This is a genomic window from Luteipulveratus flavus (assembly GCF_029439465.1).
Taxonomy (GTDB): Bacteria; Actinomycetota; Actinomycetes; order Actinomycetales; family Dermatophilaceae; genus Luteipulveratus; species Luteipulveratus flavus.
This window is the reverse complement of record NZ_JAROAV010000008.1, coordinates 16,280-41,595: the sequence shown is the minus strand read 5'-3', so window position 1 is coordinate 41,595 and position 25,316 is coordinate 16,280. Positions and strand designations below refer to the sequence as shown.

The 25,316-nt window shown below is 72.0% G+C and carries 27 protein-coding genes; 17 read left to right on the top strand and 10 right to left on the bottom strand.

All coding sequences use genetic code 11. The annotated features are described in order from the left end of the window. Positions 1-31: 31 nt before the first annotated feature. Together P4R38_RS01925 and P4R38_RS01920 are read right to left on the bottom strand one after the other, a co-directional pair. The gene (locus P4R38_RS01925; protein WP_277190814.1) at positions 32-1,726 is read right to left on the bottom strand and encodes a DUF885 domain-containing protein; all 1,695 of its coding nucleotides are present in this window, start codon (positions 1,724-1,726) and stop codon (positions 32-34) included. A gap of 61 nt (positions 1,727-1,787) precedes the next feature. Further along, positions 1,788-2,606, bottom strand: coding sequence for a class I SAM-dependent methyltransferase (locus P4R38_RS01920; protein ID WP_277190813.1), 819 nt, complete (start codon positions 2,604-2,606; stop codon positions 1,788-1,790). Between the two features lie 130 nt (positions 2,607-2,736). Here P4R38_RS01920 and P4R38_RS01915 point away from each other — a divergent pair, with 130 nt between their 5' ends. Both P4R38_RS01915 and P4R38_RS01910 read left to right on the top strand, forming a co-directional pair. Beyond that, positions 2,737-3,414 (top strand): winged helix-turn-helix transcriptional regulator, encoded by a 678-nt coding sequence (locus P4R38_RS01915; protein WP_275239634.1) that lies wholly within the window; start codon positions 2,737-2,739, stop codon positions 3,412-3,414. 20 nt (positions 3,415-3,434) lie between these two features. After that, positions 3,435-4,106, top strand: coding sequence for an MOSC domain-containing protein (locus tag P4R38_RS01910; protein ID WP_275239632.1), 672 nt, complete (start codon positions 3,435-3,437; stop codon positions 4,104-4,106). On the opposite strand, the gene P4R38_RS01905 is transcribed toward P4R38_RS01910, so the two are convergent. The 3 genes from P4R38_RS01905 to P4R38_RS01895 all read right to left on the bottom strand — a co-directional run bounded on the left by P4R38_RS01905 (position 4,096) and on the right by P4R38_RS01895 (position 6,979). Continuing rightward, the gene (locus tag P4R38_RS01905) at positions 4,096-5,010 is read right to left on the bottom strand and encodes a sulfite exporter TauE/SafE family protein (protein ID WP_277190812.1); all 915 of its coding nucleotides are present in this window, start codon (positions 5,008-5,010) and stop codon (positions 4,096-4,098) included. The two genes, P4R38_RS01910 and P4R38_RS01905, sit on opposite strands and share 11 nt — an antisense overlap. 134 nt (positions 5,011-5,144) lie before the next feature. Beyond that, positions 5,145-5,360 (bottom strand): acyl-CoA carboxylase epsilon subunit, encoded by a 216-nt coding sequence (locus tag P4R38_RS01900; protein ID WP_277190811.1) that lies wholly within the window; start codon positions 5,358-5,360, stop codon positions 5,145-5,147. Next, positions 5,357-6,979, bottom strand: coding sequence for an acyl-CoA carboxylase subunit beta (locus P4R38_RS01895; protein ID WP_277190810.1), 1,623 nt, complete (start codon positions 6,977-6,979; stop codon positions 5,357-5,359). Before P4R38_RS01895 ends, P4R38_RS01900 begins: the two co-directional genes overlap by 4 nt. A 24-nt stretch (positions 6,980-7,003) precedes the next feature. On the opposite strand from P4R38_RS01895, the gene P4R38_RS01890 reads away from it, so the two are divergent. The 5 genes from P4R38_RS01890 to P4R38_RS01870 all read left to right on the top strand — a co-directional run bounded on the left by P4R38_RS01890 (position 7,004) and on the right by P4R38_RS01870 (position 11,434). Continuing rightward, positions 7,004-7,855, top strand: coding sequence for a biotin--[acetyl-CoA-carboxylase] ligase (locus tag P4R38_RS01890; RefSeq protein WP_277190809.1), 852 nt, complete (start codon positions 7,004-7,006; stop codon positions 7,853-7,855). Then, a complete protein-coding gene (locus P4R38_RS01885) occupies positions 7,852-8,901 on the top strand; it encodes an adenylate/guanylate cyclase domain-containing protein (RefSeq protein ID WP_277190808.1) in 1,050 nt (349 codons plus the stop codon). Before P4R38_RS01890 ends, P4R38_RS01885 begins: the two co-directional genes overlap by 4 nt. Beyond that, positions 8,898-9,683, top strand: a complete 786-nt coding sequence (locus P4R38_RS01880; protein WP_277190807.1) for an enoyl-CoA hydratase/isomerase family protein — start codon at positions 8,898-8,900, stop codon at positions 9,681-9,683. Before P4R38_RS01885 ends, P4R38_RS01880 begins: the two co-directional genes overlap by 4 nt. A 63-nt stretch (positions 9,684-9,746) precedes the next feature. Next, the gene (locus P4R38_RS01875; protein ID WP_275239901.1) at positions 9,747-10,424 is read left to right on the top strand and encodes a response regulator transcription factor; all 678 of its coding nucleotides are present in this window, start codon (positions 9,747-9,749) and stop codon (positions 10,422-10,424) included. Then, a complete protein-coding gene (locus tag P4R38_RS01870) occupies positions 10,421-11,434 on the top strand; it encodes a sensor histidine kinase (RefSeq protein WP_277190806.1) in 1,014 nt (337 codons plus the stop codon). The genes P4R38_RS01875 and P4R38_RS01870 overlap by 4 nt, the downstream gene beginning before the upstream one ends. A gap of 31 nt (positions 11,435-11,465) precedes the next feature. On the opposite strand, the gene P4R38_RS01865 is transcribed toward P4R38_RS01870, so the two are convergent. Then, positions 11,466-11,969, bottom strand: coding sequence for a GtrA family protein (locus P4R38_RS01865; RefSeq protein ID WP_275239623.1), 504 nt, complete (start codon positions 11,967-11,969; stop codon positions 11,466-11,468). A gap of 49 nt (positions 11,970-12,018) precedes the next feature. On the opposite strand from P4R38_RS01865, the gene P4R38_RS01860 reads away from it, so the two are divergent. Both P4R38_RS01860 and purE read left to right on the top strand, forming a co-directional pair. Further along, on the top strand, positions 12,019-13,203 hold the full coding sequence (locus P4R38_RS01860; RefSeq protein WP_277190805.1) for a 5-(carboxyamino)imidazole ribonucleotide synthase: 1,185 nt from the start codon (positions 12,019-12,021) through the stop codon (positions 13,201-13,203). Next, complete coding sequence (gene purE / locus P4R38_RS01855) at positions 13,200-13,730, top strand: 5-(carboxyamino)imidazole ribonucleotide mutase (protein ID WP_277190804.1); 531 nt, start codon at positions 13,200-13,202, stop codon at positions 13,728-13,730. Before P4R38_RS01860 ends, purE begins: the two co-directional genes overlap by 4 nt. Before the next feature lie 4 nt (positions 13,731-13,734). Here the strand turns inward: purE and P4R38_RS01850 are convergent, their stop codons facing one another. Beyond that, positions 13,735-14,577: a LysR family transcriptional regulator gene (locus P4R38_RS01850; protein WP_277190803.1), complete on the bottom strand. Its 843-nt coding sequence runs from the start codon at positions 14,575-14,577 to the stop codon at positions 13,735-13,737. A gap of 89 nt (positions 14,578-14,666) precedes the next feature. Here P4R38_RS01850 and P4R38_RS01845 point away from each other — a divergent pair, with 89 nt between their 5' ends. The 5 genes from P4R38_RS01845 (at position 14,667) to P4R38_RS01825 (ending at position 18,849) form a co-directional block, all read left to right on the top strand. Continuing rightward, complete coding sequence (locus P4R38_RS01845) at positions 14,667-15,575, top strand: DMT family transporter (RefSeq protein ID WP_277190802.1); 909 nt, start codon at positions 14,667-14,669, stop codon at positions 15,573-15,575. Between the two features lie 10 nt (positions 15,576-15,585). Continuing rightward, the gene (locus P4R38_RS01840; RefSeq protein ID WP_277190801.1) at positions 15,586-16,125 is read left to right on the top strand and encodes a methylated-DNA--[protein]-cysteine S-methyltransferase; all 540 of its coding nucleotides are present in this window, start codon (positions 15,586-15,588) and stop codon (positions 16,123-16,125) included. A gap of 76 nt (positions 16,126-16,201) precedes the next feature. Beyond that, the gene (locus P4R38_RS01835; protein ID WP_277190800.1) at positions 16,202-17,212 is read left to right on the top strand and encodes an LLM class F420-dependent oxidoreductase; all 1,011 of its coding nucleotides are present in this window, start codon (positions 16,202-16,204) and stop codon (positions 17,210-17,212) included. Next, the gene (locus P4R38_RS01830) at positions 17,209-17,673 is read left to right on the top strand and encodes a hypothetical protein (RefSeq protein ID WP_277190799.1); all 465 of its coding nucleotides are present in this window, start codon (positions 17,209-17,211) and stop codon (positions 17,671-17,673) included. Before P4R38_RS01835 ends, P4R38_RS01830 begins: the two co-directional genes overlap by 4 nt. Positions 17,674-17,682: 9 nt before the next feature. Then, positions 17,683-18,849 (top strand): acyl-CoA dehydrogenase family protein, encoded by a 1,167-nt coding sequence (locus tag P4R38_RS01825; RefSeq protein WP_277190798.1) that lies wholly within the window; start codon positions 17,683-17,685, stop codon positions 18,847-18,849. 719 nt (positions 18,850-19,568) lie between these two features. On the opposite strand, the gene P4R38_RS01820 is transcribed toward P4R38_RS01825, so the two are convergent. Next, entirely contained in the window at positions 19,569-20,804 is a 1,236-nt protein-coding gene (locus P4R38_RS01820; RefSeq protein ID WP_277190797.1) for an LCP family protein, read from the bottom strand. A 296-nt stretch (positions 20,805-21,100) separates the two neighbouring features. Between P4R38_RS01820 and P4R38_RS01815 the strand changes: the two genes are divergently transcribed. The 3 genes from P4R38_RS01815 to P4R38_RS01805 are packed head-to-tail and all read left to right on the top strand — an operon-like array spanning position 21,101 to position 23,820. Then, a complete protein-coding gene (locus P4R38_RS01815) occupies positions 21,101-22,153 on the top strand; it encodes a glycosyltransferase family 2 protein (protein WP_277190796.1) in 1,053 nt (350 codons plus the stop codon). A 58-nt stretch (positions 22,154-22,211) separates the two neighbouring features. Continuing rightward, positions 22,212-23,039, top strand: a complete 828-nt coding sequence (locus P4R38_RS01810; RefSeq protein WP_277190795.1) for an ABC transporter permease — start codon at positions 22,212-22,214, stop codon at positions 23,037-23,039. 1 nt (position 23,040) lies between these two features. Next, positions 23,041-23,820 (top strand): ABC transporter ATP-binding protein, encoded by a 780-nt coding sequence (locus P4R38_RS01805; protein WP_277190794.1) that lies wholly within the window; start codon positions 23,041-23,043, stop codon positions 23,818-23,820. Here P4R38_RS01805 and P4R38_RS01800 read toward each other — a convergent pair. Then, complete coding sequence (locus P4R38_RS01800) at positions 23,804-24,439, bottom strand: CoA transferase subunit B (protein WP_277190793.1); 636 nt, start codon at positions 24,437-24,439, stop codon at positions 23,804-23,806. The genes P4R38_RS01805 and P4R38_RS01800 overlap by 17 nt on opposite strands. A gap of 2 nt (positions 24,440-24,441) precedes the next feature. Continuing rightward, positions 24,442-25,275, bottom strand: coding sequence for a CoA transferase subunit A (locus P4R38_RS01795; protein ID WP_277190792.1), 834 nt, complete (start codon positions 25,273-25,275; stop codon positions 24,442-24,444). Between the last annotated feature and the right edge of the window lie 41 nt (positions 25,276-25,316).

Sequence of the window (25,316 nt, the reverse complement as noted above, 5' to 3'; positions counted from 1 at the left end):
GCCCGGGCCGTGGCCGGGCGGCTCGCTCACCTCAGGAGGTCGGCCGCAGCAGCGCCTCCCGCAGTGTGTCGAGGCCGACGCCGCCGATGTCCAGCGCGCGACGGTGGAACGCCTTCAGGTCGAACGCGTCGCCCTCGCGCTGCTGCAGCTCCTGGCGCAGCTGCATCCACAGCCGCTCGCCGATCTTGTACGACGGCGCCTGGCCCGGCCAGCCCAGGTAGCGGTCCAGCTCGAAGCGCAGGAACCCCTCGGCCATGTCGGCGTGGGCGTTCAGGAACTGCCACGCCTTGTCGTACGTCCAGGACCCACCGCCGACCTCCGCCGGCGCCTCGAACCCGCAGTGCACCCCGATGTCGAGCACGACGCGGGCGGCGCGCAGCGACTGACCGTCGAGCATGCCCAGCCGGCTGCCGGGGTCGTCGAGGTAACCGAGCTCGTCCATCAGCCGCTCTGCGTAGAGCGCCCAGCCCTCGCCGTGACCGGAGGTCCAGGCGTCCATCCGGCGCCAGGAGTTCAGCAGCTCCGAGCGGTACATGGTCTGGGCGACCTGGAGGTGATGCCCGGGCACGCCCTCGTGGTAGACCGTCGTCAGCTCGCGCCAGGTGCCGAACTGCTCGACCCCCTTGGGCACCGACCACCACATCCGACCGGGCCGGGAGAAGTCCTCGCTGGGGCCGGTGTAGTAGATGCCGCCGGACTGGGTCGGCGCGATCATGCACTCGATCGTCTGCACCGGGACGGGGATGTCGAAGTGGGTCCCGCCGAGCTCGGCGATCGCCTCGTCGGCCTTCTCCTGCATCCACGCCTTGAGGGCGTCGGTGCCGTGCAGCTGGTAGGCCGGGTCCGCGTCGAGGGCCTGCATGGCCTCCTTGACGCTCGCGCCGGGCTTGATCTGCTCGGCGACGCGCTGCATCTCCTCGGTGATGCGGGCCAGCTCCTCCTGCCCCCACGCGTAGGTCTCCTCCAGGTCGACGGCCGCGCCGAGGAACCGGCGCGAGTGGAGGGGGTAGATCTCCCGGCCGCAGCCGTCCGACTCGGGAGCCTTGGCCAGCAGCTCGTCCCGCAGGCGCTCGCCGGCCGCGCGATACGCCGCGGAGGCCTCGCCCGCCGCCGCCTCCAGGTCGGCGCGGACGGACTCGTCGAGGTCGTTGCCGTCCACCCGGGCGCCACTGACGAGGGTGGCGAAGTACCCGTCGCCGGCGGTGTGGTCGACGGTCTGCTGGATGCAGGCCTCGACCTGGCGGCGCGCGCTCACGATGCCGCGCTCGGCGCCGGCGTGCAGCGACTCGAACCACTGGTCGAGTGCCGCCGGCATGGCCCGGAGACGGCCGGCGATGTGCGACCAGTGCTCGTCGGTGTCGGTCGGCATCAGGTCCAGGACGTCGCGCATCTCCTGCAGCGGCGAGGCGATGACGTTCAGGTCGGCGATGTCGATGCCGGCCTCGTGCGTCTCCTGCGCGAGGCCGAGGCGGTCGCGCATCGCCGAGATCGTCACCCGGTCGACGTCGTCGACGGGCTCGGCGGCGTCGAGGTCGCGCAGCACGCCCGCGCGCAGGGTGGCGTGGGCCTCGTGGCCGGCGGGGGAGAAGTCGTCGAGCTCGGTCTCGTGGCCCGGGATCCCGAGGTAGGTCTGGCCGATTGGGCTGAGGGCGAGCGCCGCCTCGTGGTAGCGGTCGGCGATCGCGTCGACGGCCGTGGGCGTCCTGGTGGTTGTGGTGTCGGTCACTCCCCGGACTGTAGGGCCGCCGATCGGGTGCGGCCACCCGGTTGACGCCGAGCGCCGTCGCTCACCGCCGGCGCGCCGTCACCAGCAGGTACTCCCACTCCATCCGACCCCCGCCCAGATCGCGCTCCTGGCCGAGCGCGGCCAGGGCCTGGTCCAGCTCGGCGACCCGCTCGGCATCGTCCCCGAGCGAGCGGTAGACCGCGATCGTGGGCCCGTACACACGCTTGAAGTAGTCGCGGAAGTCCGCTCCGGACGTGAAGTGGTCGACGCTCAGCCGCTCCCGCCGGGCGGAGAGGTCCTCGACCCGCTCGCCCAGCAGCTCGCGGACGTGGTCCGGCGAGCCCCACAGCGGGGGCGGCTGCGCTCCCAAGGGCGGGGGCGGCGCGTACGGCTTCATGGTCGCGAACATCCGGCCGATGAAGCCCTCCGGCGTCCAGCTGAGCAGGCCGATCCGCCCGCCCGGCCGGGTGACCCGCAGCAGCTCGTCGGCGGCCGCCTGGTGGTGCGGGGCGAACATGACGCCCAGGCAGGACAGCGTGACGTCGAACGACGCGTCCTCGTACGGCAGCGCCTCGGCGTCGGCCTCTTCCCAGCTCAGCGTCGCTCCCTGCTCCGCTGCGGCCCGGCGCCCCGCATCGAACAGCTCGGGTGTCAGGTCGCTGGCCACGACCTCCGCCCCGGCGAGCGCCGCCGGGACGGACGCGTTGCCCGAACCGGCGGCGACGTCCAGGACGCGCTCGCCCGCGCGAATCTGCATCTCTCGCACCAGGATCGGGCCCAGCGGTCCGACGGCGTCGTCGACGACGGCGGGGTAGTTGCCCGACGCCCACATGGCACGGTGTCGAGCCTTGAGGTTCTTGTCGGTGATGGTGTCGGTCATGGCGCCCTCCCAGGTCTGTGCCTCTCACGACCACCGTCCTGCGTCGTCGGGTCGGCGGCCAGTTCCAGATCTGTACTGGTGGTCGCGACCGCCGCGGGCGTGTACTGGAGGGTCACGAGGAGGTGGCGCCATGGCGTCGTCGTACGGACAGTTCTGCCCGGTGGCCAAGGCGATGGAGGTGCTGGACGAGCGCTGGACGCTGCTGGTGGTGCGCGAGCTGATGCTGGGCAGCACCCACTTCAACGAGCTGCGCCGGGGCAACCCGCGCATGTCGCCCGCGCTGCTGTCGAAGCGGCTGCGGACCCTGGAGCGCGCCGGCGTGATCGAGCGACGCGCGGACGGCCGGCACGTGACGTACGTCCTGACGGCGTGCGGCGAGGAGCTGCGGCCGGTCGTCGAGGCCCTCGGCGCCTGGGGCGTCCGGTGGGTCGGCTACCTCGGCGAGGCCGACCTCGACCCGCACCTGCTCATGTTCGACGTCCGGCGGACGCTGCCGACGCAGGAGTGGCCCGCCGGCCGGACGGTCGTCTCGCTGCGGTTCGCGGACGTCGCGGCCCCGGTGTCGCGCTGGTGGGTGTGCGTGACGTCCGGGGAGGTCGACATCTGCGACTACGACCCCGGCTTCGAGTCCGCCGCCCACCTGGAGACCAGCCTGCGGACGCTCACCCAGGTGTGGCGCGGGGACCGCTCGTGGGCCGACGCGGTGCGGTCCGGCGCCCTGCAGGTGGACGCACCGGCCGACGTCCGTCGCCGGGTCGCGGGGTGGTTCGGGCAGTCGGTCTTCGCCGCGATCCCTCGGCCGGCGTGAACCGGTCGTACCGTAGGGCCATGCCTCAGGTGATCTCGGTGAACGTCGGCTCCCCGCAGCCGACGTCCCAGGGCAAGCGCATCCCGACGGGCATCGGCAAGCACCCCGTCGAGCACGTCGACGTGCGCGATCCGGGGCCCAAGCACGGCGGCGAGGGCAGCGGAGCCGTCGGCGACTTCATCGGCGACCGTCGCCACCACGGCGGCTCGACCCAGGCCCTGTACGCCTTCGCCCGCGAGGAGCTCGACGCCTGGGAGGCCCGGCTCGGGCGCGACCTGCCGAGCGGCACCTTCGGGGAGAACCTCACGACCGTGGGGTACGACGTCGACGCCTCTCGCATCGGCGACCGCTGGCGGATCGGCCCGGAGGTGGTCGTGGTGGTGACCGGTCCGCGGATCCCGTGCTCGACCTTCGCCGCCCGGATGGGGGAGCGCGGGTGGGTGAAGACCTTCGCGGCGCACGGACGATCGGGTGCCTACCTCGCGGTCGAGACCCCCGGGCGGATCACGACCGGCGACGAGGTCGCCGTCGTGTCGCGGGCCGACCACGACATCACGGTCCCGGTCGCGCTCGGGGCCTTCATGGGCGACCTGGACGCTGCGGACGAGGTGCTCGCCGCCGGGGTGCTGGTGCCGGACGAGCACGCCGCGCTCGAGCGCACCGTCCGGCGGCGGCGGAACGTCAGGCGCTGACCGTCTCCTGCTCCGACGGCGACGGCGACGGCGCGACGGCCTCGCTGCGGCGCCAGGCCCGCACCGAGTACGCGACCGCTGCCGCCCAGACCGCGTAGAGCACGGCGTAGACGGCGTACCGCGTGCCGTCCGCGGCGTCGATCCAGTCGCTCTTCAGCAGCGTCCGGGAGTTGGTGACGATGATGATGCCGCCGACCAGGGAGCCGAGGATGCGCGGCGGGATGTGGCGGACCAGCCAGGCCGCGACGGGCGCCGCGACGGCGCCGCCGATCAGCAGCGCGGCGACCCAGCCGAAGTCGATGCCCTTGGAGCCGAGCGCGGCGAGGAAGCCGATGCTGGCGGCGATGGAGACCAGGAACTCGGCCGTGTCGACCGAGCCGATCACCTTGCGCGGCTCCAGGCGGCCGGAGCTGAGGATCGCGGGCGTGCCGACGGGCCCCCAGCCGCCGCCACCGGTCGCGTCGACGAAGCCGGCGACCAGGCCGAGTGGGCTGAGGAACCGCTTGCGCAGCGGCTTGCCCAGGTTGCTGGTCCGCAGCCCCCAGAGGGTGAACCGGGTGAGGACGTACACGCCGAGCGCGAGCAGCACCAGCGACATGATCGGCTCGGCGGTCTCGGTCGAGAGGTTGGACAAGAAGGTCGCCCCGGCGAAGGCGCCGACGGCTCCCGGGACACCGATCTTGAGCACGACCGGCCAGTCGACGTTCCCGAACTTCCAGTGCGAGGCGCCGGAGACCAGGGTGATGCCGATCTCGGCGAGGTGGACGGTGGCCGAGGCGGCGGCCGGGTTGGTCCCGATGGCCAGCAGCAGCGTGGTCGACGTGACGCCGTACGCCATGCCGAGGCTGCCGTCGACGAGCTGGGCGCCGAGGCCCACGAGGGCGAGCAGGACGAGCTTGCGCATGGACGTACTCCTGGTCGTGCCGACAGGGAGCGAGGAGGACCTCGCCCGCCGGACGATAACAGGATGCTGTCTCAGAGATAACTACGAGTTACCGAGAATGAGACACGGGGCACGGCACCGCCGCCGAGGGCAGGTCAGCCGGGCCGACCCGACCGCAGCCAGCCGTCCGGGGAGGCGCGCACGCCGATCCGCATCTGCGGCCGGCCCCACCGGGAGCGCACCGGCGCCGGCGGTGCCGCGGGCTCGCCCGCCGCGGACAGCACGGCGAGCACGGCGGCGATGTCCTCGGGCGAGGCGTCGCCGCGCACGACCTGCAGCCTCGGGGTGGGCGCCTGCTCCTCGCGGGTCACAGCGGGATGTTCCCGTGCTTGCGCGGGGGCAGGGTCTCTCGCTTGGTCCGCAGCGCGCGCAGCGCCTTGACGACGTACGTGCGGGTGTAGGACGGAGGGATGACCGAGTCGACGTAGCCGCGCTCGGCCGCGATGTACGGGTTGGCGAGCATGTCCTCGTACTGCTGGATCAGCTCCTGGCGTCGGGCCTCGATCGCGGCCTGGTCGCCGCCGGTCTCCTCGCTGACCGCCGCGATCTGCTTGCGGTAGAGGATGTTCGCCGCACCCTGGGCGCCCATGACCGCGATCTGCGCTGTCGGCCACGCCAGGTTGATGTCGGCGCCCAGGTGCTTGGACCCCATGACGTCGTACGCGCCGCCGTACGCCTTGCGGGTGATGACGGTGACCAGCGGCACGGTTGCCTCGGCGTAGGCGTACAGCAGCTTGGCGCCGCGCCGGATGATGCCGCCCCACTCCTGGTCGGTGCCGGGCAGGAACCCCGGCACGTCGACGAAGGTCAGCACCGGCACGTTGAACGCGTCGCAGGTGCGCACGAACCGGGCGGCCTTCTCGGAGGCGTTGATGTCCAGGGTGCCGGCGAGCTGCATCGGCTGGTTGGCCACGACCCCGACCGGGCGGCCCTCGACGCGGCCGAAGCCGGTGACGATGTTCGGGGCGAACAGCTCCTGGGTCTGCAGGAACTCGCCGTCGTCCAGCACGTGCTCGATCGCCGTGACGATGTCGTACGGCATGTTCGGGGAGTCCGGGACGAGGGTGTCGAGCTCGCGGTCGGCGTCGGTGATCTCCAGCTCGACGTCCACGTCGTAGACGACCGGCTCGTCCATGTTGTTCGAGGGCAGGTAGGAGAGCAGCTCCTTGACGTAGCCGATGGCATCGGCCTCGTCGGAGGCCATGTAGTGCGCCACGCCCGACTTGGTGCTGTGCGCCCGGGCGCCGCCGAGGTCCTCGAACGCGACGTCCTCGCCCGTCACCGTCTTGATGACGTCCGGGCCGGTGATGAACATGTGCGAGGTCTGGTCGACCATCACGGTGAAGTCGGTGATGGCGGGGGAGTAGACGGCGCCGCCGGCGCACGGGCCCATGACCAGGGAGATCTGCGGGACGACGCCGGAGGCGTGGACGTTGCGGCGGAAGATCTCGGCGTAGAGACCCAGCGCGACCACGCCCTCCTGGATGCGGGCGCCGCCGGAGTCGTTGATGCCGACGACCGGGCAGCCGATCTTGGCGGCGAGGTCCATCACCTTGACGATCTTCTCGCCGAACACCTCGCCCAGCGACCCGCCGAAGACGGTGAAGTCCTGGGAGAAGACGCAGACCGTACGCCCGTCGACGGTGCCGTAGCCGGTGACGACGCCGTCGCCGTACGGGCGGTGCGACTCCTGGCCGAAGTTGGTGGAGCGGTGCCGGGCCAGCTCGTCCATCTCGACGAAGGAGCCCTCGTCCAGCAGCAGCTCGATCCGCTCGCGCGCGGTCTGCTTTCCCTTGGCGTGCTGCTTCTCGACCGCGCGCGCCGAGCCGGCGTGGACCGCCTCGTCGTTGCGCTGGTGCAGATCCGCCAGCCGGCCCGCGGTGGTGCGCAGGTCCGGGGCGTCGTCCGAGGGCAGGGCAGCATTGCTCATGCGCCGCACAATAGCCTTGGCGCCGTGAGCCGCATCGGGGACGCCGTGACGGGGCCTCGCCGTGCCCTGATGCGGGATCGGATCCGGGCCGGTCTGGCCGCCGGACCATGGAGCGACCTGGTCGTCCTGGACACCGTGGGCTCGACCAACGCCGACCTGCTGCGTGACCCGCGCCCGTGGCGGGTCGTCACCGCGGACCACCAGGAGCAGGGTCGCGGCCGGCTGGCGCGGGTCTGGCAGGCGCCGCCGCGCTCCTCGATCGCGCTGTCCGCGAGCCTGCCGCTCCCGGCCGACACCTCGACCTGGGGCTGGGTCCCGCTGCTCGTGGGCGGCGTCGTCCGCTCGACCGTGCGCCGCGCCGCCGGGGTCGACGTCGGCCTGAAGTGGCCCAACGACGTGCTCGCCCGGTCCGGCAGCGATGCGCCCTGGCGCAAGATCTCCGGCATCCTCTGCCAGACCGGCACCCACGCCGGGGCGCCAGTGGTCGTCGTCGGGGTGGGCCTGAACGTCGACCAGACCGTCGCCGAGCTGCCCGTCGACACCGCCACGTCGCTGCGCGCCTGCGGCGCCGGCGACCTCGCCCGCGAGGAGGTCGTCGTCGACCTGCTCTCCGGGCTGGCGACGCTCCAGCAGTCCTGGGCGGACCGGACGCGGCTCGCCGAGCTGTGTGCCGCGTACGTCGCCCACTGCGTGACGCTCGGTCAGGTCGTCGACGTCCACCTGCCGGGGGACCAGGTCCGGCGGGGGCGCGCCACCTCGTTGGACGACGACGGCCGGCTCGTGGTGACGGGCCCCGACGGCGTGGTCGCGCACGCGGTCGGCGACATCGTGCACGTCCGCGCGACCAGCGGCGCCACCGACGGGGGAGGGCGATGACCGAGGAGCAGGAGCGGCCCGACCGGTCCGTGGACGACCGCGAGAGCGCGCGGTACGTCGACGAGATCGAGGCGAGCCTGATGGGCGGCCACCGCACGCTGCGCCGCCGTGACGTCGCCCGGCAGGCCGGCGTCTCGCACGAGGACACCCGGCTGCTGTGGCGCGCCCTGGGGTTCGCCAGCCCGCGCGACGACGACGTGATGTTCAGCGACGCCGACGTCGAGGCCCTGCACCGCGTCGCCGAGCTCATCGCCGACGCCGACGTCGACCACGCGACGGCGCTGGCGATGGCACGGGCGTTCGGCCGCAGCACCGACCGGCTGGCGATGTGGCAGACCCAGCTGATCGCCGACTTCGTCAGCGGCGACGACGGCATGGGCCTGGACCGCCACACCGCGCTGGTCACCGCCCAGCGCGTCGCCGACCTCGCGGACGCCCTCGAGCCGCTGCTCGTCTACTCCTGGCGCCGCAACCTCAGCGTCGCGGTCTCGCGCATGGTGGCCGACTCCGAGCCCGAGGGCCCGGTCGGCGTGATGCGCACCGTGGGGTTCGCCGACCTGGTGAGCTTCACCCAGCTGGTCCGCCAGCTCAGTGAGCGCGAGCTGGCCCAGCTCGTCCTGCGCTTCGAGGCGCTCGCCTCCGACATCGTCTCCGCCCACGGGGGCGCGCTGGTCAAGACCGTCGGGGACGAGGTGCTGTTCACCCACCAGGAGATCGGCGGCGCCGTCGACATCGCCTTCGACCTGCTCGACGCCGCCGCTGCCGACGACCTCGTGCCGCGGATGCGGGTGGGGATGGCGACCGGTCGCGTCCTCGCCCGACTCGGTGACATCTACGGCAACACCGTCAACCGCGCCGCACGACTGACCGCCGTCGCCCGCCCGGGCACGGTCCTCGCCGACGCGCAGGTCGCCGGCGCGGTCCAGGACCGGCAGTGGGTCCGCACCGCCGCGCTCGACCCGATCGAGCTGCAGGGCATCGGTGAGATCGTCCCCTGGGCGCTGCAGCTGCGGCACCCATCCGAAGCCGACGAAGGAGACGAATGACGACCACCCTGGTACGCATCGAACGCCACGGCGACCACGTGGCCGAGCTGGTCCTCGACCGTGCGGACGCGCTCAACGCCGTCTCGACCGCGATGGCCCGCGACCTGGCCGCCGCCACGGCCACGCTCGCCGCCGACGGCACCGTCCGCTGCGTGGTGGTGACCAGTGCGAGTGACAAGGCGTTCTGCGTCGGCGCCGATCTCAAGGAGCGCAACTCCTTCACCGACGCCGACCTGGTCGCCCAGCGCCCTGTCGCGCGGGCGGCGTACGGCGGTGTGCTCGACCTACCGGTGCCGGTGGTCGCCGCCGTCGAGGGGTACGCGCTCGGGGGCGGTCTGGAGATCGCGCTGTCCTGCGACGTGATCGTGTGCGGCCAGGACGCCGTCGTCGGTCTGCCCGAGGTCTCGGTCGGTGTGATCCCGGGCGGCGGCGGCACCCAGCTGCTGACCCGCCGGGTGGGCTGGTCGCGGGCTGCGCGCCTCATCTTCTCCGCGGCACGGCTGCCCGCCCGCGAGGCCGAGCAGGTCGGCGTCGTCGACGAGGTCGTCCCGGCCGGCTCGGCCCGTGACCGCGCGCTGGAGTGGGCCGCTACGGTGTCCGCACACTCACCGGTCGGACTGCGCAACGCCAAGAAGGCGATGCGCCTCGGGCACGATGTCAGCCTTGCCGCCGGTCTGGAGATCGAGGACGCCTGCTGGCGGGCCACGGCGTTCTCGGGCGATCGGGCCGAAGGTGTGCGAGCGTTCGCGGAGAAGCGGGCGCCCCGGTGGCCCGGGCGATGATGCGTGTGTCGAACCAAGAGGAAGCGGTGACTGGAGATGAGTGAGGCCCCCACGACCTTGCCGATGGCACGGGTCCTGCTGGCCGAGGACGATCCGACGATCTCCGAGCCGCTGGCCCGGGCGCTGCGGCGGGAGGGCTACGAGGTCGACGTCCGCGAGAACGGCGAAGCGGCCCTCGCCGGCGCGAAGGAGAACCCCGACGTCGTCGTCCTCGACCTCGGCCTGCCGAAGATCGATGGCCTCGAGGTGTGCCGACGGCTGCGGGCCTCCGGCCGTACGGTCCCGGTCCTGATCCTCACCGCCCGCGCCGACGAGGTCGACACCGTCGTCGGGCTCGACGCCGGTGCCGACGACTACGTCACCAAGCCGTTCCGGCTGGCGGAGCTGCTCGCCCGGGTGCGGGCGCTGCTGCGGCGCAGCCCGACGGACGCGACCAGCGTGACGCCGCTGGTGCGCATCGACGCCGACGCCCGGCGGGCGTTCTTCGGCGACGAGGAGCTGCAGCTCACCGCCAAGGAGTTCGACCTGCTGCGGGTGCTCGTGCGCGAGCAGGGCAAGGTCGTCTCCCGTGAGCAGCTGATGCGCGAGATCTGGGAGACCGCCTGGTTCGGCTCGACCAAGACCCTCGACATGCACGTGTCGGTCCTGCGCCGCAAGCTCGGCGACGACGCGTCCTCGCCCCGGTTCATCACGACGGTGCGTGGGGTGGGCTTCCGGTTCGAACCGGGTGCGGGTGAGTGAACCTGCGGGAGCGGCTCGTCCGGGCCAACCTCGCCACGGCCTTCCTGGCCGTCCTCATCGTCGCCGCGCCGACCGTGATCGCCATCGCGGTCGGTGTGGCGGTCCTGCACGGCCTGCGTGAGTCGGTCGTCACGATCGCCGTCCTGCTCGGGCTGGTGATCCTGCTCAGCCTCATCGCCCTCGGCGCGGCGGCCGTCCTCGCCCGGCGCCACGCAGACGCCGTCGCCGACCCGATGACCCAGCTCGCCGATCGCGCCGAGGACCTCGGTGCCCGGCGGCCGAAGTTCGAGCCGCTCACCACGGACATCGCCGAGATCGACAAGGTCTCCCGGGTGCTGCAGCGGCGTGCGTCCGACCTGGCCCGGCAGCTGGCGAACGAGCGGGACTTCGCCTCCGACGCGAGTCACCAGCTGCGAACCCCGCTGACCGCGCTGCTGATCCGGCTCGAGGAGATCTCGCTGTCGGACGACCCGGAGCTCATGCGCGAGGAGGCGCACATCTGCATCGACCAGGTCGAGCGTCTGACCCGGGTCATCGACGACCTGCTGCGGCGCTCCCGGGCCACCCCGGACGACCAGGTCCCCGCGGTCTCGCTCGACGCGGTGCTGGCCAGCCTGCAGCTGGAGTGGCTGCCGGCGTTCCAGCAAGCCCGGCGCAGCGTGAAGGTGTCGGGGCAGCGAGACCTGCACGTGCTGGCGTCGCCCGACCACCTCGCGCAGATCATCTCGACGCTGCTGGAGAACTCCCTCAAGCACGGCGGCGGCCGGGTCGAGGTCAACGCCCGGCGCAGCGGCCCGTCCGTGGTGGTGGAGGTGACCGACGAGGGCAAGGGCATCGACCCGGCCATCGCGGCGCACATCTTCGAACGGCAGGTCACGACCGGCGGTACGGGTCTCGGGCTGGCGCTCGCGCGGGACCTGGCCCAGTCCAACGGCGGTCGGCTGGAGCTCCTGGGCATCCACCCGCCCCAGTTCGCCCTGTTCCTCTCGGAGGTCCCGGGCGCCCACTGACGCGGGCGACGACCACCGTGGGGCGCCGCGGTCAGGCGGTGGTGACCGGCTCGTCCTCCGGCTCGCCGACGGGCTCGTTGGCGAACACGACCGACCGGTAGGTCCAGAACCGGAACAGCGTGCCGAGCCCGATGCCGATGAACGCGTTGACGTTGTTGGCCAGTGGGCTGTCGAGGTCGAGCGTGTAGTGCGCGAAGGCCAGCCACCCCGCGGCGATCCCGAGGGCGATGCCGTTGACCACGAAGAAGAGCAGCACCTCGTGGGTGACGGGGCGGTTCCGGCGATGGCGGAACGTCCAGTAGCGGTTGCCGATCCATGCCACGAGCGTGGCGACCGCACCGCTGACGATCTTGGCCGTCGTGATCTTGTGCTCCATCGGTCCGTTGACCAGCAGGTTGAACCCACCCATGTCGATGACGAAGCAGATCGCGCCGACGATGCCGAACTTGGCCATCTCCCGCCAGAGGACGCCGACGGCACCACGGACCCGGTCGATCAGACGGGGGCGCGGCGGCGCGGCGCTGCGGGACGGCACCCCACGACTGTAGACGCGGCCTTCGATGCCGCCACGTAGGGTGTGGCGCGTGAACGAACCGGCACCGGCCCCCCGTCCGCGTCGAGCACCCGGGGGTTTCCCGGTCGTCGGCGTGATCGGCGGCGGGCAGCTGGCCCGGATGATGCAGCCCCCGGCGGTCAACCTGGGCGTGACCCTGTCCGTGCTCGCCGAGAGCGAGGACGCGTCCGCCGCGCTGGTCGTCCCGGCCGCGCCCGTCGGCGAGCACACCGACGTCGAGGCCGTGCGTGCCTTCGCGCGCGAGTGCGACGTCGTGACGTTCGACCACGAGCACGTCCCCGCCCACGTTCTCGCCGCCCTGCAGGAGGACGGCATACCGCTGCACCCCTCGCCCGAGGCGCTCGTGCACGCCCAGGACAAGCTCGCGATGCGGCGCCTGTTGAGCGCGATCGGGGTCCCGTGCCCGGCGTGGGCGCCGGTCCACGACGAGGCGGGCCTCCAGGCGTTCGGCGACGAGCACGGCTGGCCGGTCGTGGTGAAGACACCGCGCGGCGGGTACGACGGCAAGGGCGTCCGCGTCGTCCGGACGGCCGCCGAGGCGGCGGACTGGCTCGAGCGGGCGGCCGACACCGCAGGCCTGCTCGCCGAGGAGGCCGTGCCGTTCACCCGCGAGCTCGCGGTCCTGGTGGCCCGCAGCCCGTCGGGTCAGGCGGCGGTGTGGCCGGTCGTCGAGACGGTCCAGACCGACGGGATCTGCACCGAGGTGCTCGCACCCGCCCCGGACCTGCCTGCGGACCTCGCCGCCGAGGTGACCGAGGCGGCCCTGCGGATCGCGGGCGAGCTGGGCGTCACCGGCGTCATGGCGGTCGAGCTCTTCCAGGTCGGCGCCACGTTCGTGGTGAACGAGCTGGCGATGCGGCCGCACAACAGCGGCCACTGGACCATCGACGGTGCGGTCACCAGCCAGTTCGAGCAGCACCTGCGCGCGGTGCTCGACCTCCCGCTCGGCGCCGTGACAGCCCGCGCGCCGTGGACGGTGATGGGCAACGTGCTCGGCGGCGACTACCCCGAGCTGTACCCCGCGTACCGGCACATCCTGGCGCGCGACCCCGAGCTGAAGGTCCACCTGTACGGCAAGGGTGTGCGTCCCGGCCGCAAGATCGGCCACGTCAACGTCAGCGGGGTCGACCTGGACGACCTCCGTGACCGGGCGCAGCACGCGGCCGGGTACCTGCAAGGAGCGATCACCGAATGAGCTGGGACGCAACGGCCGCCGGGCCGGTCGGCATCGTCATGGGCAGCGACAGCGACTGGCCGGTCATGCAGCTGGCGGCCGAGGCGCTGCGGGAGCTGGGTGTCGCGTACGAGGCCGACGTCGTCTCCGCCCACCGGATGCCGCACGAGATGATCGAGTACGGCGCCCGTGCCGTCGAGCGCGGGCTGCGGGTGATCATCGCCGGCGCCGGGGGAGCGGCCCACCTGCCGGGCATGCTCGCCTCGGTGACGCCGCTGCCGGTCGTCGGCGTGCCGGTGCCGCTGAAGTACCTGGACGGGATGGACTCGCTGATGTCCATCGTGCAGATGCCCGCGGGCGTACCGGTGGCGACGGTGTCGATCGGCGGCGCGCGCAACGCGGGTCTGCTCGCGGCCCGCATCCTGGCGAGCGGCACCGACGACGAGGCCGCCGCGCTGCGCGAGCGGATGACCCGGTTCCAGCACGAGCTGAAGGAGCAGGCGTACGCCAAGGGCGAGGCCCTGCGCCGGCAGGTCGCGCAGGACTGAGGCATCAGCCCTGCATCGCCCGCCGCACCGCTCCTCGAACGGCGTCGGCGACGACCTTCGGTGTGTGCGGACCCGTCCGCACCGCCATGTGCACGTCCGGGGGCTCGGGCAGCGAGGCCACCGCCTGCAGACCCTCGGGCGGCCGCCCGAGCGTCGGCAGCAGCAGCACGCCCATCCCGGCACGTGCTGCCGACTGCGCACCGGAGAGGTCGCCCGCCTCGGCGACGATCCGCCAGCGCACGCCGGCGTCGGTGAGGGTGTCGAACGACGGCTGCCGCATGAAGCACGGGGCGTCGAAGACCACGAGCGGGAGCGGGGCCTGCGCCGGCCGCTCCCAGCCCTGCGCGGCGTACCACCGCAGGTGCAGCCGGCTGCGGTGCGCGGCCGGCGGCGCACCGAGTGCGGTGAGGACCGCGACGTCGATCGCGCCCGACTCCACCATCTCCTGGACCGTGCGGGTCCGGTCCAGCCGCAGTCGAATCTCCTTCTCCGGCAGGCGTTCTCGCACGACGGGCATCATCTCCGGCAGCAGGATCTCGGCCGCGTGCTGAGCGGCGCCGATCGTCAGGACGTCGCTGCGGCTCGTCTCGAACTGGGCGAGGGCCGCGTCGTGCGCCGCCAGGATCCGCCGGGCCTCGACCAGCAGCCGCTCGCCGTCGGGGGTGAAACGGGTGCGCCGGCCGACCCGCTCGACCAGCGGAGCACCGGTCGTCTGCTCGAGCCGGCGCACGTGCTGGCTGACGGCGGACTGGGTGAGGTGCAGCGTGACCGCGGCCCGGCGGAAGCCTCCGGCCGCGGCGACGGCCACCAGGGAGCGCAGCGGTGCGATGTCGAGGGTGCCGCTCACCGGGTCAGGATAATCGATCAGCAGTGGTGATTGATAGCGATACGCGATCATTGTTGGACAGGGATGCGGGCCGCGGGCAGGCTGCTCGTATGAAGCTGGAACCTCGCCTCGCCGTCACGGTCGCGTTCCTCTACTCGCTGGGGTACCCGATCGGCGCTCTCGGCGTCGAGGCCATGGCACCGGGGCCGCTGCTGGTCGGACGCTTCGTGCTGTCGGGTCTGGCCCTGGCCGTGATCGCGGTGGTGACCGGGGCGCGCCGGCCGCGCGGGGTCCAGCTGCGCGACGCCGTGGTGGTCGGCCTGCTCACCCAGGCCGTGCAGTTCATCGGCTGCTACGAGGCGATGCGGCTCGGCGTCTCACCCGTCCTGGTCGCCCTCGTGATCGCGATGAACCCGCTCGCCACCGCCGTCCTGGCCGCCGCGCTGCTCGGCGAGCGGATCTCGCGGCGCCGAGCCGTGGCGCTCGTCCTCGCGGTGGTCGCGGTGGTCGTCGCGTTCGCTGGGCGGGTGGCCGACGTCGGGATCGACGCCGCCGTGCTCGCGCCGGTGGTCGCGCTGGTCGGTCTGTCCCTCGGCGGGGTCCTGCAGCAGCGGCGGCTGGCGGGCGTGGACGCGGTGCCGGTGAGCGCCATCGGCGTGACGGCCTCCGTGCCGTTCGCGGTGCTGTTCTCCCTGTTCGGCCCCGTCGAGGTGTACGACGCCCGGCAGGCCGTCCTGTCGTTGCTCGCGATGGTGGTGTTCAGCTCCGTGCTCGGGATGACCCTGTACCTCCAGGCGGTGAGGCGCGCCGGCGCCGCCCAGGTCTCGATGCTCTTCGCGGTGATCCCGTCCGGTGCCGCCCTGCTGACCTGGGCGCTCATGGGGACCCGCCCGGACCTCGGCGTGGTGGTCGGCCTGGCCATCGGCGCCGTGGCCTGCGTCCTCGGCCGGGAGCGCGGGCGGTCCGATGCGGCCGGGGGCGACGCGGCCGTACCCACCGCTGTCGGTACGCGCGTCTAGCCTGGGCCTGGTGACCACGACGACGCGCCTGGAGTGGACCGTTCTCGACACCGAGATCGGCCCGCTCATGCTGGCGGCGACCGAGCGCGGCCTGGTGTCGGTGAGCTTCCACGCCCGCGCCTCGGTCCGCGACCGCGTGCTCGGGCAGCTGCGTGAGGCGTTCGGCTGCGATCCGGTCGAGTCCGACCGCGGACTCCTCGCCGAGCCGGTGGCCCAGATGCGTGACTACCTCGCCGGCGGGCGGCGCGACTTCGAGCTGCCGCTGGACTGGTCGCTCGCCCAGGGGTTCAGCCGCGAGGTGCTCGCCGAGCTGGCGACCGGCGTCCCGTACGGCACGGTCGTCGCGTACGGCGACCTCGCCGCCCGGCTCGGTCAGCCGCAGGGTGCCCAGGCCGTGGGCGTCGCGATGGGCTCCAACCCGCTGCCGGTCGTCGTGCCGTGCCACCGCGTCGTCGGGGCCGACGGACGGATGGTCGGGTTCGGGGGCGGTCTCGACACCAAGCGTCAGCTGCTCGCCCTGGAGGGAGTGCTGCCGCAGCCGCTCTTCTGACGGGGACGGGCTGGCTGAGCCGGCCGCGTACGGGGTACTAGCGTCGGGGACGCAGACGTCGACCACAGGAGGCCCCATGCGTTTCGGAGTGTTCGTGCCACAGGGATGGCGGATGGACCTGGTCGGGGTGGAGCCCGCCCGGCAGTGGCCGGTCATGCGTGACCTCGCCCGGCGGTTCGACGGCATCGACGCCTGGGAGTCCATCTGGGTGTACGACCACTTCCACACCGTCCCGGAGCCGCTGGACGAGGCCACGCACGAGGCCTGGTCGCTGATGGCGGCGTTCGCGGCGTCCACCGACCGCATCAGGCTCGGCCAGATGTGCACCTGCATGAGCTACCGCAACCCCGGCTACCTCGCCAAGGTCGCCGCCACCGTCGACCACGTGTCAGCCGGCCGGCTGGAGATGGGCATCGGCGGCGGCTGGTACGAGCACGAGTGGCGCGCGTACGGCTACGGGTTCCCGCGGGCCGGCGTACGGCTGGAGCGGCTGCGCGAGGGCGTGGAGATCTTCCGGCAGATGTGGACCACGGGGAAGGCCTCCCTGGACGGCAAGGAGTACCAGCTGGACGGCGCGATCTGCCAGCCGCGCCCGCTGCAGACGACGTCGGAGAAGAACGGCATCCCGATGTGGGTCGCCGGCGGCGGCGAGCAGAAGACGCTGCGGATCGCGGCCGAGTACGCCGACTACACCAACTTCTTCGGCGACCTCGAGGGGTTCCAGCACAAGAGCGAAGTGCTCGCGGGTCACTGCAAGGACATCGGCCGCGACTTCGGCGAGATCGTGCGCAGCTCCAACTACAACATCATCATCGGCGAGAACGACAAGGAGCTCGACGACCGCATCGCCGGCATCCAGGACCGCTACCGCAAGGCGGGCGTCTCCCAGGTGAAGATCGACGAGGTCGCCCAGCAGCGGACCAGCCTCGGCTGCGGGACGCCCGAGCAGCTCGTCGAGCGGTTCACCGCCCTGCAGGACGCCGGCATGACGTACGCGATCACCTACTTCGCCGAGGCCGCGTACGACACCTCCGGCATCGAGCTGTTCGAGCGCGAGGTGCAGCCCGCCCTGCGCGGTCGCGGATGACCACCGCCGCCACACCCGAGCCCAGCCGCGACCAGCACGTCGAGGTCGGGGGAGTGACCTTCCCCCACCTGCCCGGCGGCCTGGGCGAGATGGCCTCGTTCGAGTCCGAGGACGACGGGACGCAGATCTCGACGACCGTGTGGGAGTCGCCGGTGCCGGAGGGGTCGGCGGTCGACCTGAGCGTGACGGTCGTCCGGTCCGAGCGGTTCACCGACCCGCAGGCGTTCCACGACTGGCTGGTGCCGTGGCAGGAGCGTCCGGCCGAGGAGGCGGCCTACGAGGCGACGACGATCAACGGCGGAGCGGCCTGGCTAAGTCGGGACCAGGTGCTGTGGCTGGTCCGGCCGGGGCTCGGTGCCACCGCGACCGTCGACGCGACGAGGATCGACGCCGCGTCCCTCCCGTCGGTGGCGCAGGCCGCGCACGAGACGGGATCGGGAGCGGTGGCTACCGCGAAGTAGAGTGCCCCCGTGACTGGGAACACTGACTTCGACCTGTTCAAGATCTCGGAGGACCACGAGGCCCTCCGTGAGGCCGTCCGCGCGGTGGCCGACGACAAGATCGCCCCGCACGCCGCGGAGGTCGACGAGAAGAGCGAGTTCCCGCAGGCGGCGCTCGACGCTCTCGTCGCCGCCGACTTCCACGCTCCCCACATCGCTGAGGAGTACGACGGCGTCGGCGCGGACGCCCTCGCGACCTGCATCGTCATCGAGGAGGTCGCCCGTGCGTGCGCGTCGTCCTCCCTCATCCCGGCGGTCAACAAGCTGGGCTCCATGCCGGTCATCCTCGGCGCGTCCGAGGAGCTCAAGAAGAAGTACCTGCCGCTGGTCGCCAGCGGCGAGGCGATGATCTCCTACGGGCTGTCCGAGCGGGAGGCCGGCTCCGACACCGCGTCGATGCGCTGCCGGGCCAAGAAGGACGGCGACTCCTACGTCCTGTCCGGGCAGAAGTCCTGGATCACCAACGCCGGCGTCTCGCAGCTCTACACCGTCCTCGCGGTCACCGACCCCGAGGGCGAGCGCGGCCGCAACATCAGCGCGTTCGTCGTCGAGAAGTCCGACGAGGGCTTCGATTTCGGCGAGCCCGAGCGCAAGCTCGGCATCAAGGGCAGCCCCACCCGCGAGCTGCACTTCGACCAGTGCCGCATCCCGGCCGACCGCATCATCGGCCAGGAGGGCGAGGGTCTGAAGATCGCGCTCCGCACGCTCGACCACACCCGCGTCACCATCGGTGCGCAGGCCGTCGGCATTGCCCAGGGCGCACTCGACTACGCCCTCGGCTACGTCAAGGAGCGCAAGCAGTTCGGTAAGGCGATCGCCGAGTTCCAGGGCCTGCAGTTCATGCTCGCCGACATGGCGATGAAGCTGGAGGCGGCACGTCAGATGGTGTACGTCGCGGCAGCCAAGTCCGAGCGTGGCGACCAGGATCTGAGCTTCTTCGGCGCGGCCGCCAAGTGCTACGCCAGCGATGTGGCCATGGAGGTCACCACCGACGCCGTCCAGCTGCTCGGCGGCGCGGGCTACGTCAAGGACCACCCGGTCGAGCGGATGATGCGCGACGCCAAGATCACCCAGATCTACGAGGGCACCAACCAGATCCAGCGGATGGTGATGGCGCGCCAGCTCCTGAAGGGCTGAGAGCCACGCGGGTGGGCAGCCCGCGCACCGTGCAGAAGGTCCGAGCGCCGGGGCGCTCGGACCTTCTGCCGTCGTCGAGGGCCGGTGATCCACATCCTCCGGCCCGGCGACGTGTTCTCCACCGACGGCCGTCCTGCGACCGCTTCTCCCTCAGGACGTCGTGATGCTGGCGCCATGGGACGGTACGAACGGGCGCGCCTGGTCGCCGCACCGGCAGCTCGGAACGGTGGCGTGGTCTCGCGTACCCAGCTGCGCGACCTCGGCATCTCGCGGCACGAGGTCAAGGGTGAGGTCGCGGCCGTCCGGGCGGCGCAGTGGGCGAGCACCGACCGGCAGGCCGCGACGATCCTGGCGATGGCCGCTCGACTTCGCGGCCGCCTGCAGAGCTCGCGGTCTGCCCGCGCCGTCGCGGCAGGTGGTGCGACGGGGGCCGGGCGGCCGGATCTACCTCGATGTCGCCTGGGAGGAGCTCGGGCTCGCGGTCGAGATCGATGGTGCCCACCATGGCCGTGGGCTCGCGATGGTTTGCGGACGCGCTGCGGGACAAACGCGGTCCGCCTCGACGGAACGGTGACCCTGCGCATCCCCGTGCTGGGGTGGCGCCTGGAGCAGGACCGGTTCATGGACCAGGTCGAGCGTGGCGTGCGCTCGGCGCAGGAACGGCAGAAGGTTCGAGCGTCCTGACGCTCGAACCTTCTGCCGTTGGGATGCGACCCCCGTCAGGGTGCGACGTTGGGGGACTGGTCCTTGTTGAGCGCGTCGAACAGCGCGGTGGCCTTGTCCGCGTCCCACTTCACCGCGGACCCAGCGGGCGTGGAGTAGTTGTTGTCCGCGACCGGCACCTGGATGGACTGGCCCTTGCCGCCCGAGAGGTTCTTCAGGGCGAGCATCACCTTCAGCGCACCCCAGGGCGACATGTCCTTGTCGACCGCGACACCCTGCGCGCCGGACGCGCCCATGCTCTTGAGCTTGAACGGGTTGATCACGTTGCCGGGCGAGGCCATCTTCTTCATCAGGGCGCCGAGGAACTCCCGCTGCCGCTTGGCGCGGCCGAGGTCACCCAGCGGGTCGAAGTAGCGGGCCCGGACGTACCCGAGTGCGTTCTTCCCGTCGAGGTTCTGGCAACCGGCCGGCAGGTCGATGTGCGCCTTCTCGTCCTTCATCGCCTTCGGCAGGCACATCCGGACGCCGCCGACGGAGTCCACGACCGACGCGAACCCGCCGAAGCCGATCTCCATGTAGCCGTCGACGTGCATGCCGGTCGCGCCCTCGACGGTCTGCACCAGCAGCTGCGGGCCGCCGACCGAGAAGGCGGCGTTGATCTTGTTGCGCCGGTGGCCCGGGATCTTCACGTAGCTGTCGCGCGGGAGGCTGACCAGCGTCGGGTCGCCGCTCTCCGGCATGTGCAGCAGCATGATCGAGTCGGTCCGCCGCCCGGCAGCCGAGCCGGTGCCGAGGTCGCGCTTCTGCTCGGTGGTGAGCCCTTCGCGGCTGTCGGAGCCCACCAGGACGATGTTCGTGCCCTTGCCCTCGGCCGGACGCTCACCGGTCGGGATGGCGTCCACCTTGGCGACCTTGCCCCAGACCGCGTGTCCGGCCCAGGCGATGGCGCCGACCCACAGCAGCAGGATCACCAGGAACGCGGCGAGCCACTTCGTCCACCGGCGCCGGCGTCGGGGGCGTGGCGCGGCCACGGGCTCGGGGCCGCGAGGCTGCCGCGGGCCGCCCGGACCACCGGGCTCCCGAGGCCCGCCGGGACCGCCCGGTCCAGCCGGTCCGCCCGGCGGGTAGGCGCCGCGGCCGTCGTCCTCGACGGGTCCGGCCGCCGCGGCGACCGGGCGCCCACCGGCGGGCATCCGCTGCGTGCGGTCGCCGGCCTGCTGGTCGTACCCGTGCTGGTCGTACGGCGCCGCCGGTCCTCGCTGGGGCGCCCGCCGGGGCGGCCTCGTCGGCATCGCCTGCGTGGCTCCCGGGTCGTCGGAGCCGCGGGGTGGCACCGGTCGACCGCCGCCGGGTCTCCCACCGGGAGCCGGGGCACCGCGTCGGGGGTCTCCCCGGCGCGGGTCGACGGTGTAGGCGTCTTCGGGGCTGGGACGCCCACCCGGTCGGTACGGGCGGCGTCGCTCCTGCTCGTCCTGAGGCACCGCGACAGGGTAACCGCAGGAGGTGAGCGGCGCCCGGACGTCCGACGAGGCGAGCCGTGGCGGGTGGGGCGTACGGGGCGTGTCGGCACCTGTAATCTCGTGCAGCCATGACTGAGGACCTCACCGACCGCGCCCCTGCCGTCTCCTCGACCGGGATCTCCGTCGTCATGCCGATCCTGAACGAGGAGCGGCATCTCGCCCACGCCGTCGAGGCCGTGCTGCGCCAGCCCGCGCCCGGGCCGGTCGAGGTGATCCTCTCCATCGGCCCCAGCACCGACGGCACCCACGAGGTCGCCGAGCAGCTCGCGGCGGCCGACGGCCGGGTGCACCTGGTCGACAACCCCAGCGGACGTACCCCCGATGCGCTCAACGCCGCGCTCGCCGTCGCCTCGTACGACGTCGTCGTCCGGGTGGACGGGCACGGCATCCTGTCCCCGGACTACCTGGAGACCGCGGCCCGGGTCCTGCAGGAGACCGGTGCCGCGAACGTCGGCGGCATCATGGACGCGGTCGGCGTGACGCCGTTCGAGCGGACCGTCGCCACGGCGATGAAGTCCCGGCTCGGTGTGGGCGGCGCCCGGTTCAAGCTCGGCGGTGAGGCCGGAGAGGCCGAGACCGTCTACCTCGGCGTGTTCCGCCGCGAGTGGCTGCGCCGCGTCGGCGGCTACGACAGCCGGTTCAGCCGCGCCCAGGACTGGGAGATGAACTACCGGATCCGTCAGGCGGGGGGCCTGGTCTGGTTCACCCCGCAGCTGCGGGTCGAGTACCGCCCGCGCGGCTCGTTCCGTGCGCTGGGCCGTCAGTACCGCGACTACGGCCGGTGGCGCCGCGTCGTGGCACGCCAGCACCGCGGGTCGATCAACCTGCGCTACCTCGCGCCCCCGACGGCCCTGGTCGCCGTGACCGGCGGTCTGCTCGGCGGCCTGGTCTGGCAGCCGCTGTGGCTCGTCCCGGCCGCGTACGCCGCGGCCGTCACCGTCGGCGGTGTGGCGATCAGCCGCGCCGACGGCCCCGCCGTCATGGCCCGGATGCCGGCCGTGCTGGCGACGATGCACATGACCTGGGGCTGGGGCTTCCTCACCAGCCGGGTCCGCCTGGAGGAGCTCGACGTCCTGCCGGGTGAGGTTCAGCAGGCTCCCAGCGACGGAGCGGTAGCCTGACTCGGCGCGCTCGCGGAGCGCGCTTTTCCAGGTACGACGAGATTCAGGCAAGGACGGTATGGAGACCACGCGGCTGGCGGGGATCTGGTCACAGCGCAAGGTGCTCGACACCCTGGTCCGCCGGGATCTGCGCGTGCGGTACGCCCGCAGCTGGCTGGGCTACGTGTGGACGCTCATCGACCCGCTGGCGATGGGCCTGGTCTACTTCTTCGTCTTCGGCGTGCTGTTCGGCCGCACGACCGGTAGTGACGACCTCGTCTTCATCGTCTACCTGCTCGCCGGCATGCTGCCGTGGAACTGGTTCAACAACTCCATCAACGAGACCGCCCGCGCGTTGTACGCCGAACGCCTCCTCGTGCGCTCGACCAACATCGCGCGCGAGATGTGGGTCATCCGGGTCGTGATCGCCAAGGGCATCGAGTTCCTGCTGTCGCTGCCGGTGCTGGTGCTGTTCGTGGTGCTCATCCTGTTCGGTGCCGACCTCGGGTCCGGCAACCTGAGCCTGAACGAGCGCCTGATCGCCATCGTGCCGGCGCTCCTGCTGCAGTTCGTGCTGTGCGTCGGGATGGGCCTGGTCATGGCGCCGGTCACCGCCCTGGTCGACGACTTCGTGCGGATCGTGCGGATCGTGCTGCGCATGCTGTTCTACTTCACGCCGATCGTGTACTCGATGGAGCTGGTCGACGACAAGCTCCCGTGGGCCCGCGACCTCATGGTCTGGAACCCGCTCGTCGGGATCATGGACATGTGGCGGGTCGGGCTGTCCGGCAAGGTCGGCGTCGACGGCTGGGCGTGGATCACGGCGACGATCGTGTCGTTCGCGTGGCTGGCGTTCGGGCTGTGGGTGTTCCGCAAGCTCGAGCCGGCCGTTCTGAAGGAGATCTGACGTGACTGACGTCGTCGAGTGGCGCACCGCGCCCGACCAGCCGGTGATCACGGTCGAGGACCTCGGCATCGAGTTCCTCCGCGGACGCAAGCGAAAGCTGTCGTTGCGCGAGATGATCTACCGCGGTGGCACCAGCCACAACAAGGAGACGTTCTGGGCGCTGCGCCACGTCTCGTTCGAGGTCGGCCGCGGCGAGGCCGTCGGTCTCGTCGGCGGCAACGGTGAGGGCAAGTCCACCCTGCTGAAGATGATCGCGGGCACGCTGCTGCCCGACGAGGGCAGGGCACGGGTACGCGAGGGAGTCGCGCCGCTCATCGAGCTCACCGGTGGCTTCATCGGCGAGCTGAGCGCGCGCGAGAACATCTACCTCACCGCCGGTCTGCACGGCATGTCCACCGAGCAGGTGGACGAGCGGTTCGACCAGATCGTGGAGTTCGCCGGCCCTCAGGTGCGCGACGGCATCGACAAGCCGTTCCGGCACTTCTCCTCGGGCATGCAGGTGCGCCTCGGCTTCGCCGTCATCACCTGCCTGGACGAGCCCATCATCCTGGTCGACGAGGTGCTGGCGGTCGGCGACAAGGCCTTCCGCGAGAAGTGCTACGACCGGATGGAGGCACTGCTGGAGCAGGGCCGCACGCTGTTCCTGGTGTCCCACTCCGAGGGAGACCTCAAGCGCTTCTGCACTCGAGGTCTCTACCTCAAAGGGGGCGCCGTCGTGCAGGACGGCGACATGGACGCCGTCCTGGATCAGTACAACGACGACATCATGAGCCAGAGCTGAGGGCCGGTCCGGTCTTCTCCCGGACCTCGTCCTCGCTGACGCCCGGCGCGAGCTCGCACAGGACCAGCCCATCGGCGGTGACGTCGATGACGGCCAGGTCGGTGATGATCCGCTGCACGACGCCCTTCCCGGTGTAGGGGAGGCTGCACTCGTCCACGATCTTGTGCGAGCCGTCCTTGGCGACGTGCTCCATCAGGACGATGACCTTCTTGGCGCCGTGGACCAGGTCCATCGCGCCGCCCATACCCTTGACCATCTTGCCGGGGATCATCCAGTTGGCGATGTCGCCCTTGGCCGACACCTGCATGGCGCCGAGGATCGCGGCGTCGACCTTGCCGCCGCGGATCATTCCGAACGAGGTCGCCGAGTCGAAGATCGCCGCGCCGCGCCGCAGCGTGACGGTCTCCTTGCCCGCGTTGATCAGGTCGGGGTCCTCCTGGCCGGCGATGGGGTACGCGCCGACGCCGAGGATGCCGTTCTCGGACTGCAGGACCAGCTCGACGTCGTCGGCGACGTAGTTCGGGACCAGGGTCGGCAGGCCGATGCCGAGGTTGACGTAGTCGCCGTCCACGAGCTCCTGGGCGGCGCGGGCGGCCATCTGCTCACGGGTGAGTGCCATGGTCAGCGCTCCTGCGGGGTCGAGGGAGTGGAGGGAGAGGTCGAGGGGTCGCTCCGCGAGCCCTCGGGGGCCGGGCGGGTCGTGACGCGCTCGATGCGCTTCTCGGCCGCCTGCTCGGGCGTGAGGGCCAGGACGCGCTGGACGTAGATGCCCGGCAGGTGGATCTCGTCGGGGCCGAGCTCGCCCGGCTCGACGAGCTCCTCGACCTCGGCGATGCTGACCCGGCCGGCCATGGCGCACAGCGGGTTGAAGTTGCGGGCGCTGGTCCGGAACACCAGGTTGCCGTGGCGGTCGCCCTTCCAGGCGCGCACGAGGCCGTAGTCGGCGACGATCGCCTCCTCCAGGACGTACTCACCGGTCTCGCCGCCCAGCGTGAGCCGGCGGGTCTCCTTGGGCTCGGACGCCTTCTCGACCGTCCCGTCCGAGGCGTACCGCAGCGGCATGCCACCCTCGGCCACCTGGGTGCCGACGCCGGTCGCGGTGTAGAAGGCCGGGATGCCGGCACCGCCCGCGCGCAGCTTCTCGGCCAGCGTGCCCTGCGGTGTCAGGTGCACCTCCAGCTCACCCTCGAGGTACTGCCGCGCGAACTCCTTGTTCTCGCCGACGTACGAGGCGGTGATCCGAGCGATGCGCTTGTCCTGCAGCAGGATCCCGAGTCCCCAGTCGTCGACCCCACAGTTGTTGGAGATGATCTGGAGGTCGGTGGCGTCGGACTCGTGGATGGCGCGGATCAGCGCGCTCGGGATGCCACAGAGTCCGAAACCACCGACGGCGAGGGACGACCCGGTGCTGATGCCCGCGATGGCCTCGGCGGCGGTTGAGACGACTTTGTCCATGGGCGGGACTGTAGCGACGCCCGCCCGCCCGACGTGGCGCA

Bases quoted from the DNA above. Each gene is read 5' to 3' on its own strand.
- P4R38_RS01875 (WP_275239901.1), top strand. From the start codon at position 9,747: ATGGCACGGGTCCTGCTGGCCGAGGACGATCCGACGATCTCCGAGCCG.
- purE (WP_277190804.1), top strand. From the start codon at position 13,200: ATGAGCTGGGACGCAACGGCCGCCGGGCCGGTCGGCATCGTCATGGGC.
- P4R38_RS01905 (WP_277190812.1), bottom strand. From the start codon at position 5,010: ATGCGCAAGCTCGTCCTGCTCGCCCTCGTGGGCCTCGGCGCCCAGCTC.
- P4R38_RS01810 (WP_277190795.1), top strand. From the start codon at position 22,212: ATGGAGACCACGCGGCTGGCGGGGATCTGGTCACAGCGCAAGGTGCTC.
- P4R38_RS01915 (WP_275239634.1), top strand. From the start codon at position 2,737: ATGGCGTCGTCGTACGGACAGTTCTGCCCGGTGGCCAAGGCGATGGAG.
- P4R38_RS01815 (WP_277190796.1), top strand. From the start codon at position 21,101: ATGACTGAGGACCTCACCGACCGCGCCCCTGCCGTCTCCTCGACCGGG.
- P4R38_RS01880 (WP_277190807.1), top strand. From the start codon at position 8,898: ATGACGACCACCCTGGTACGCATCGAACGCCACGGCGACCACGTGGCC.
- P4R38_RS01895 (WP_277190810.1), bottom strand. From the start codon at position 6,979: ATGAGCAATGCTGCCCTGCCCTCGGACGACGCCCCGGACCTGCGCACC.
- P4R38_RS01830 (WP_277190799.1), top strand. From the start codon at position 17,209: ATGACCACCGCCGCCACACCCGAGCCCAGCCGCGACCAGCACGTCGAG.
- P4R38_RS01910 (WP_275239632.1), top strand. From the start codon at position 3,435: ATGCCTCAGGTGATCTCGGTGAACGTCGGCTCCCCGCAGCCGACGTCC.
- P4R38_RS01920 (WP_277190813.1), bottom strand. From the start codon at position 2,606: ATGACCGACACCATCACCGACAAGAACCTCAAGGCTCGACACCGTGCC.
- P4R38_RS01835 (WP_277190800.1), top strand. From the start codon at position 16,202: ATGCGTTTCGGAGTGTTCGTGCCACAGGGATGGCGGATGGACCTGGTC.
- P4R38_RS01885 (WP_277190808.1), top strand. From the start codon at position 7,852: ATGACCGAGGAGCAGGAGCGGCCCGACCGGTCCGTGGACGACCGCGAG.
- P4R38_RS01845 (WP_277190802.1), top strand. From the start codon at position 14,667: ATGAAGCTGGAACCTCGCCTCGCCGTCACGGTCGCGTTCCTCTACTCG.
- P4R38_RS01820 (WP_277190797.1), bottom strand. From the start codon at position 20,804: ATGCCGACGAGGCCGCCCCGGCGGGCGCCCCAGCGAGGACCGGCGGCG.
- P4R38_RS01795 (WP_277190792.1), bottom strand. From the start codon at position 25,275: ATGGACAAAGTCGTCTCAACCGCCGCCGAGGCCATCGCGGGCATCAGC.
- P4R38_RS01800 (WP_277190793.1), bottom strand. From the start codon at position 24,439: ATGGCACTCACCCGTGAGCAGATGGCCGCCCGCGCCGCCCAGGAGCTC.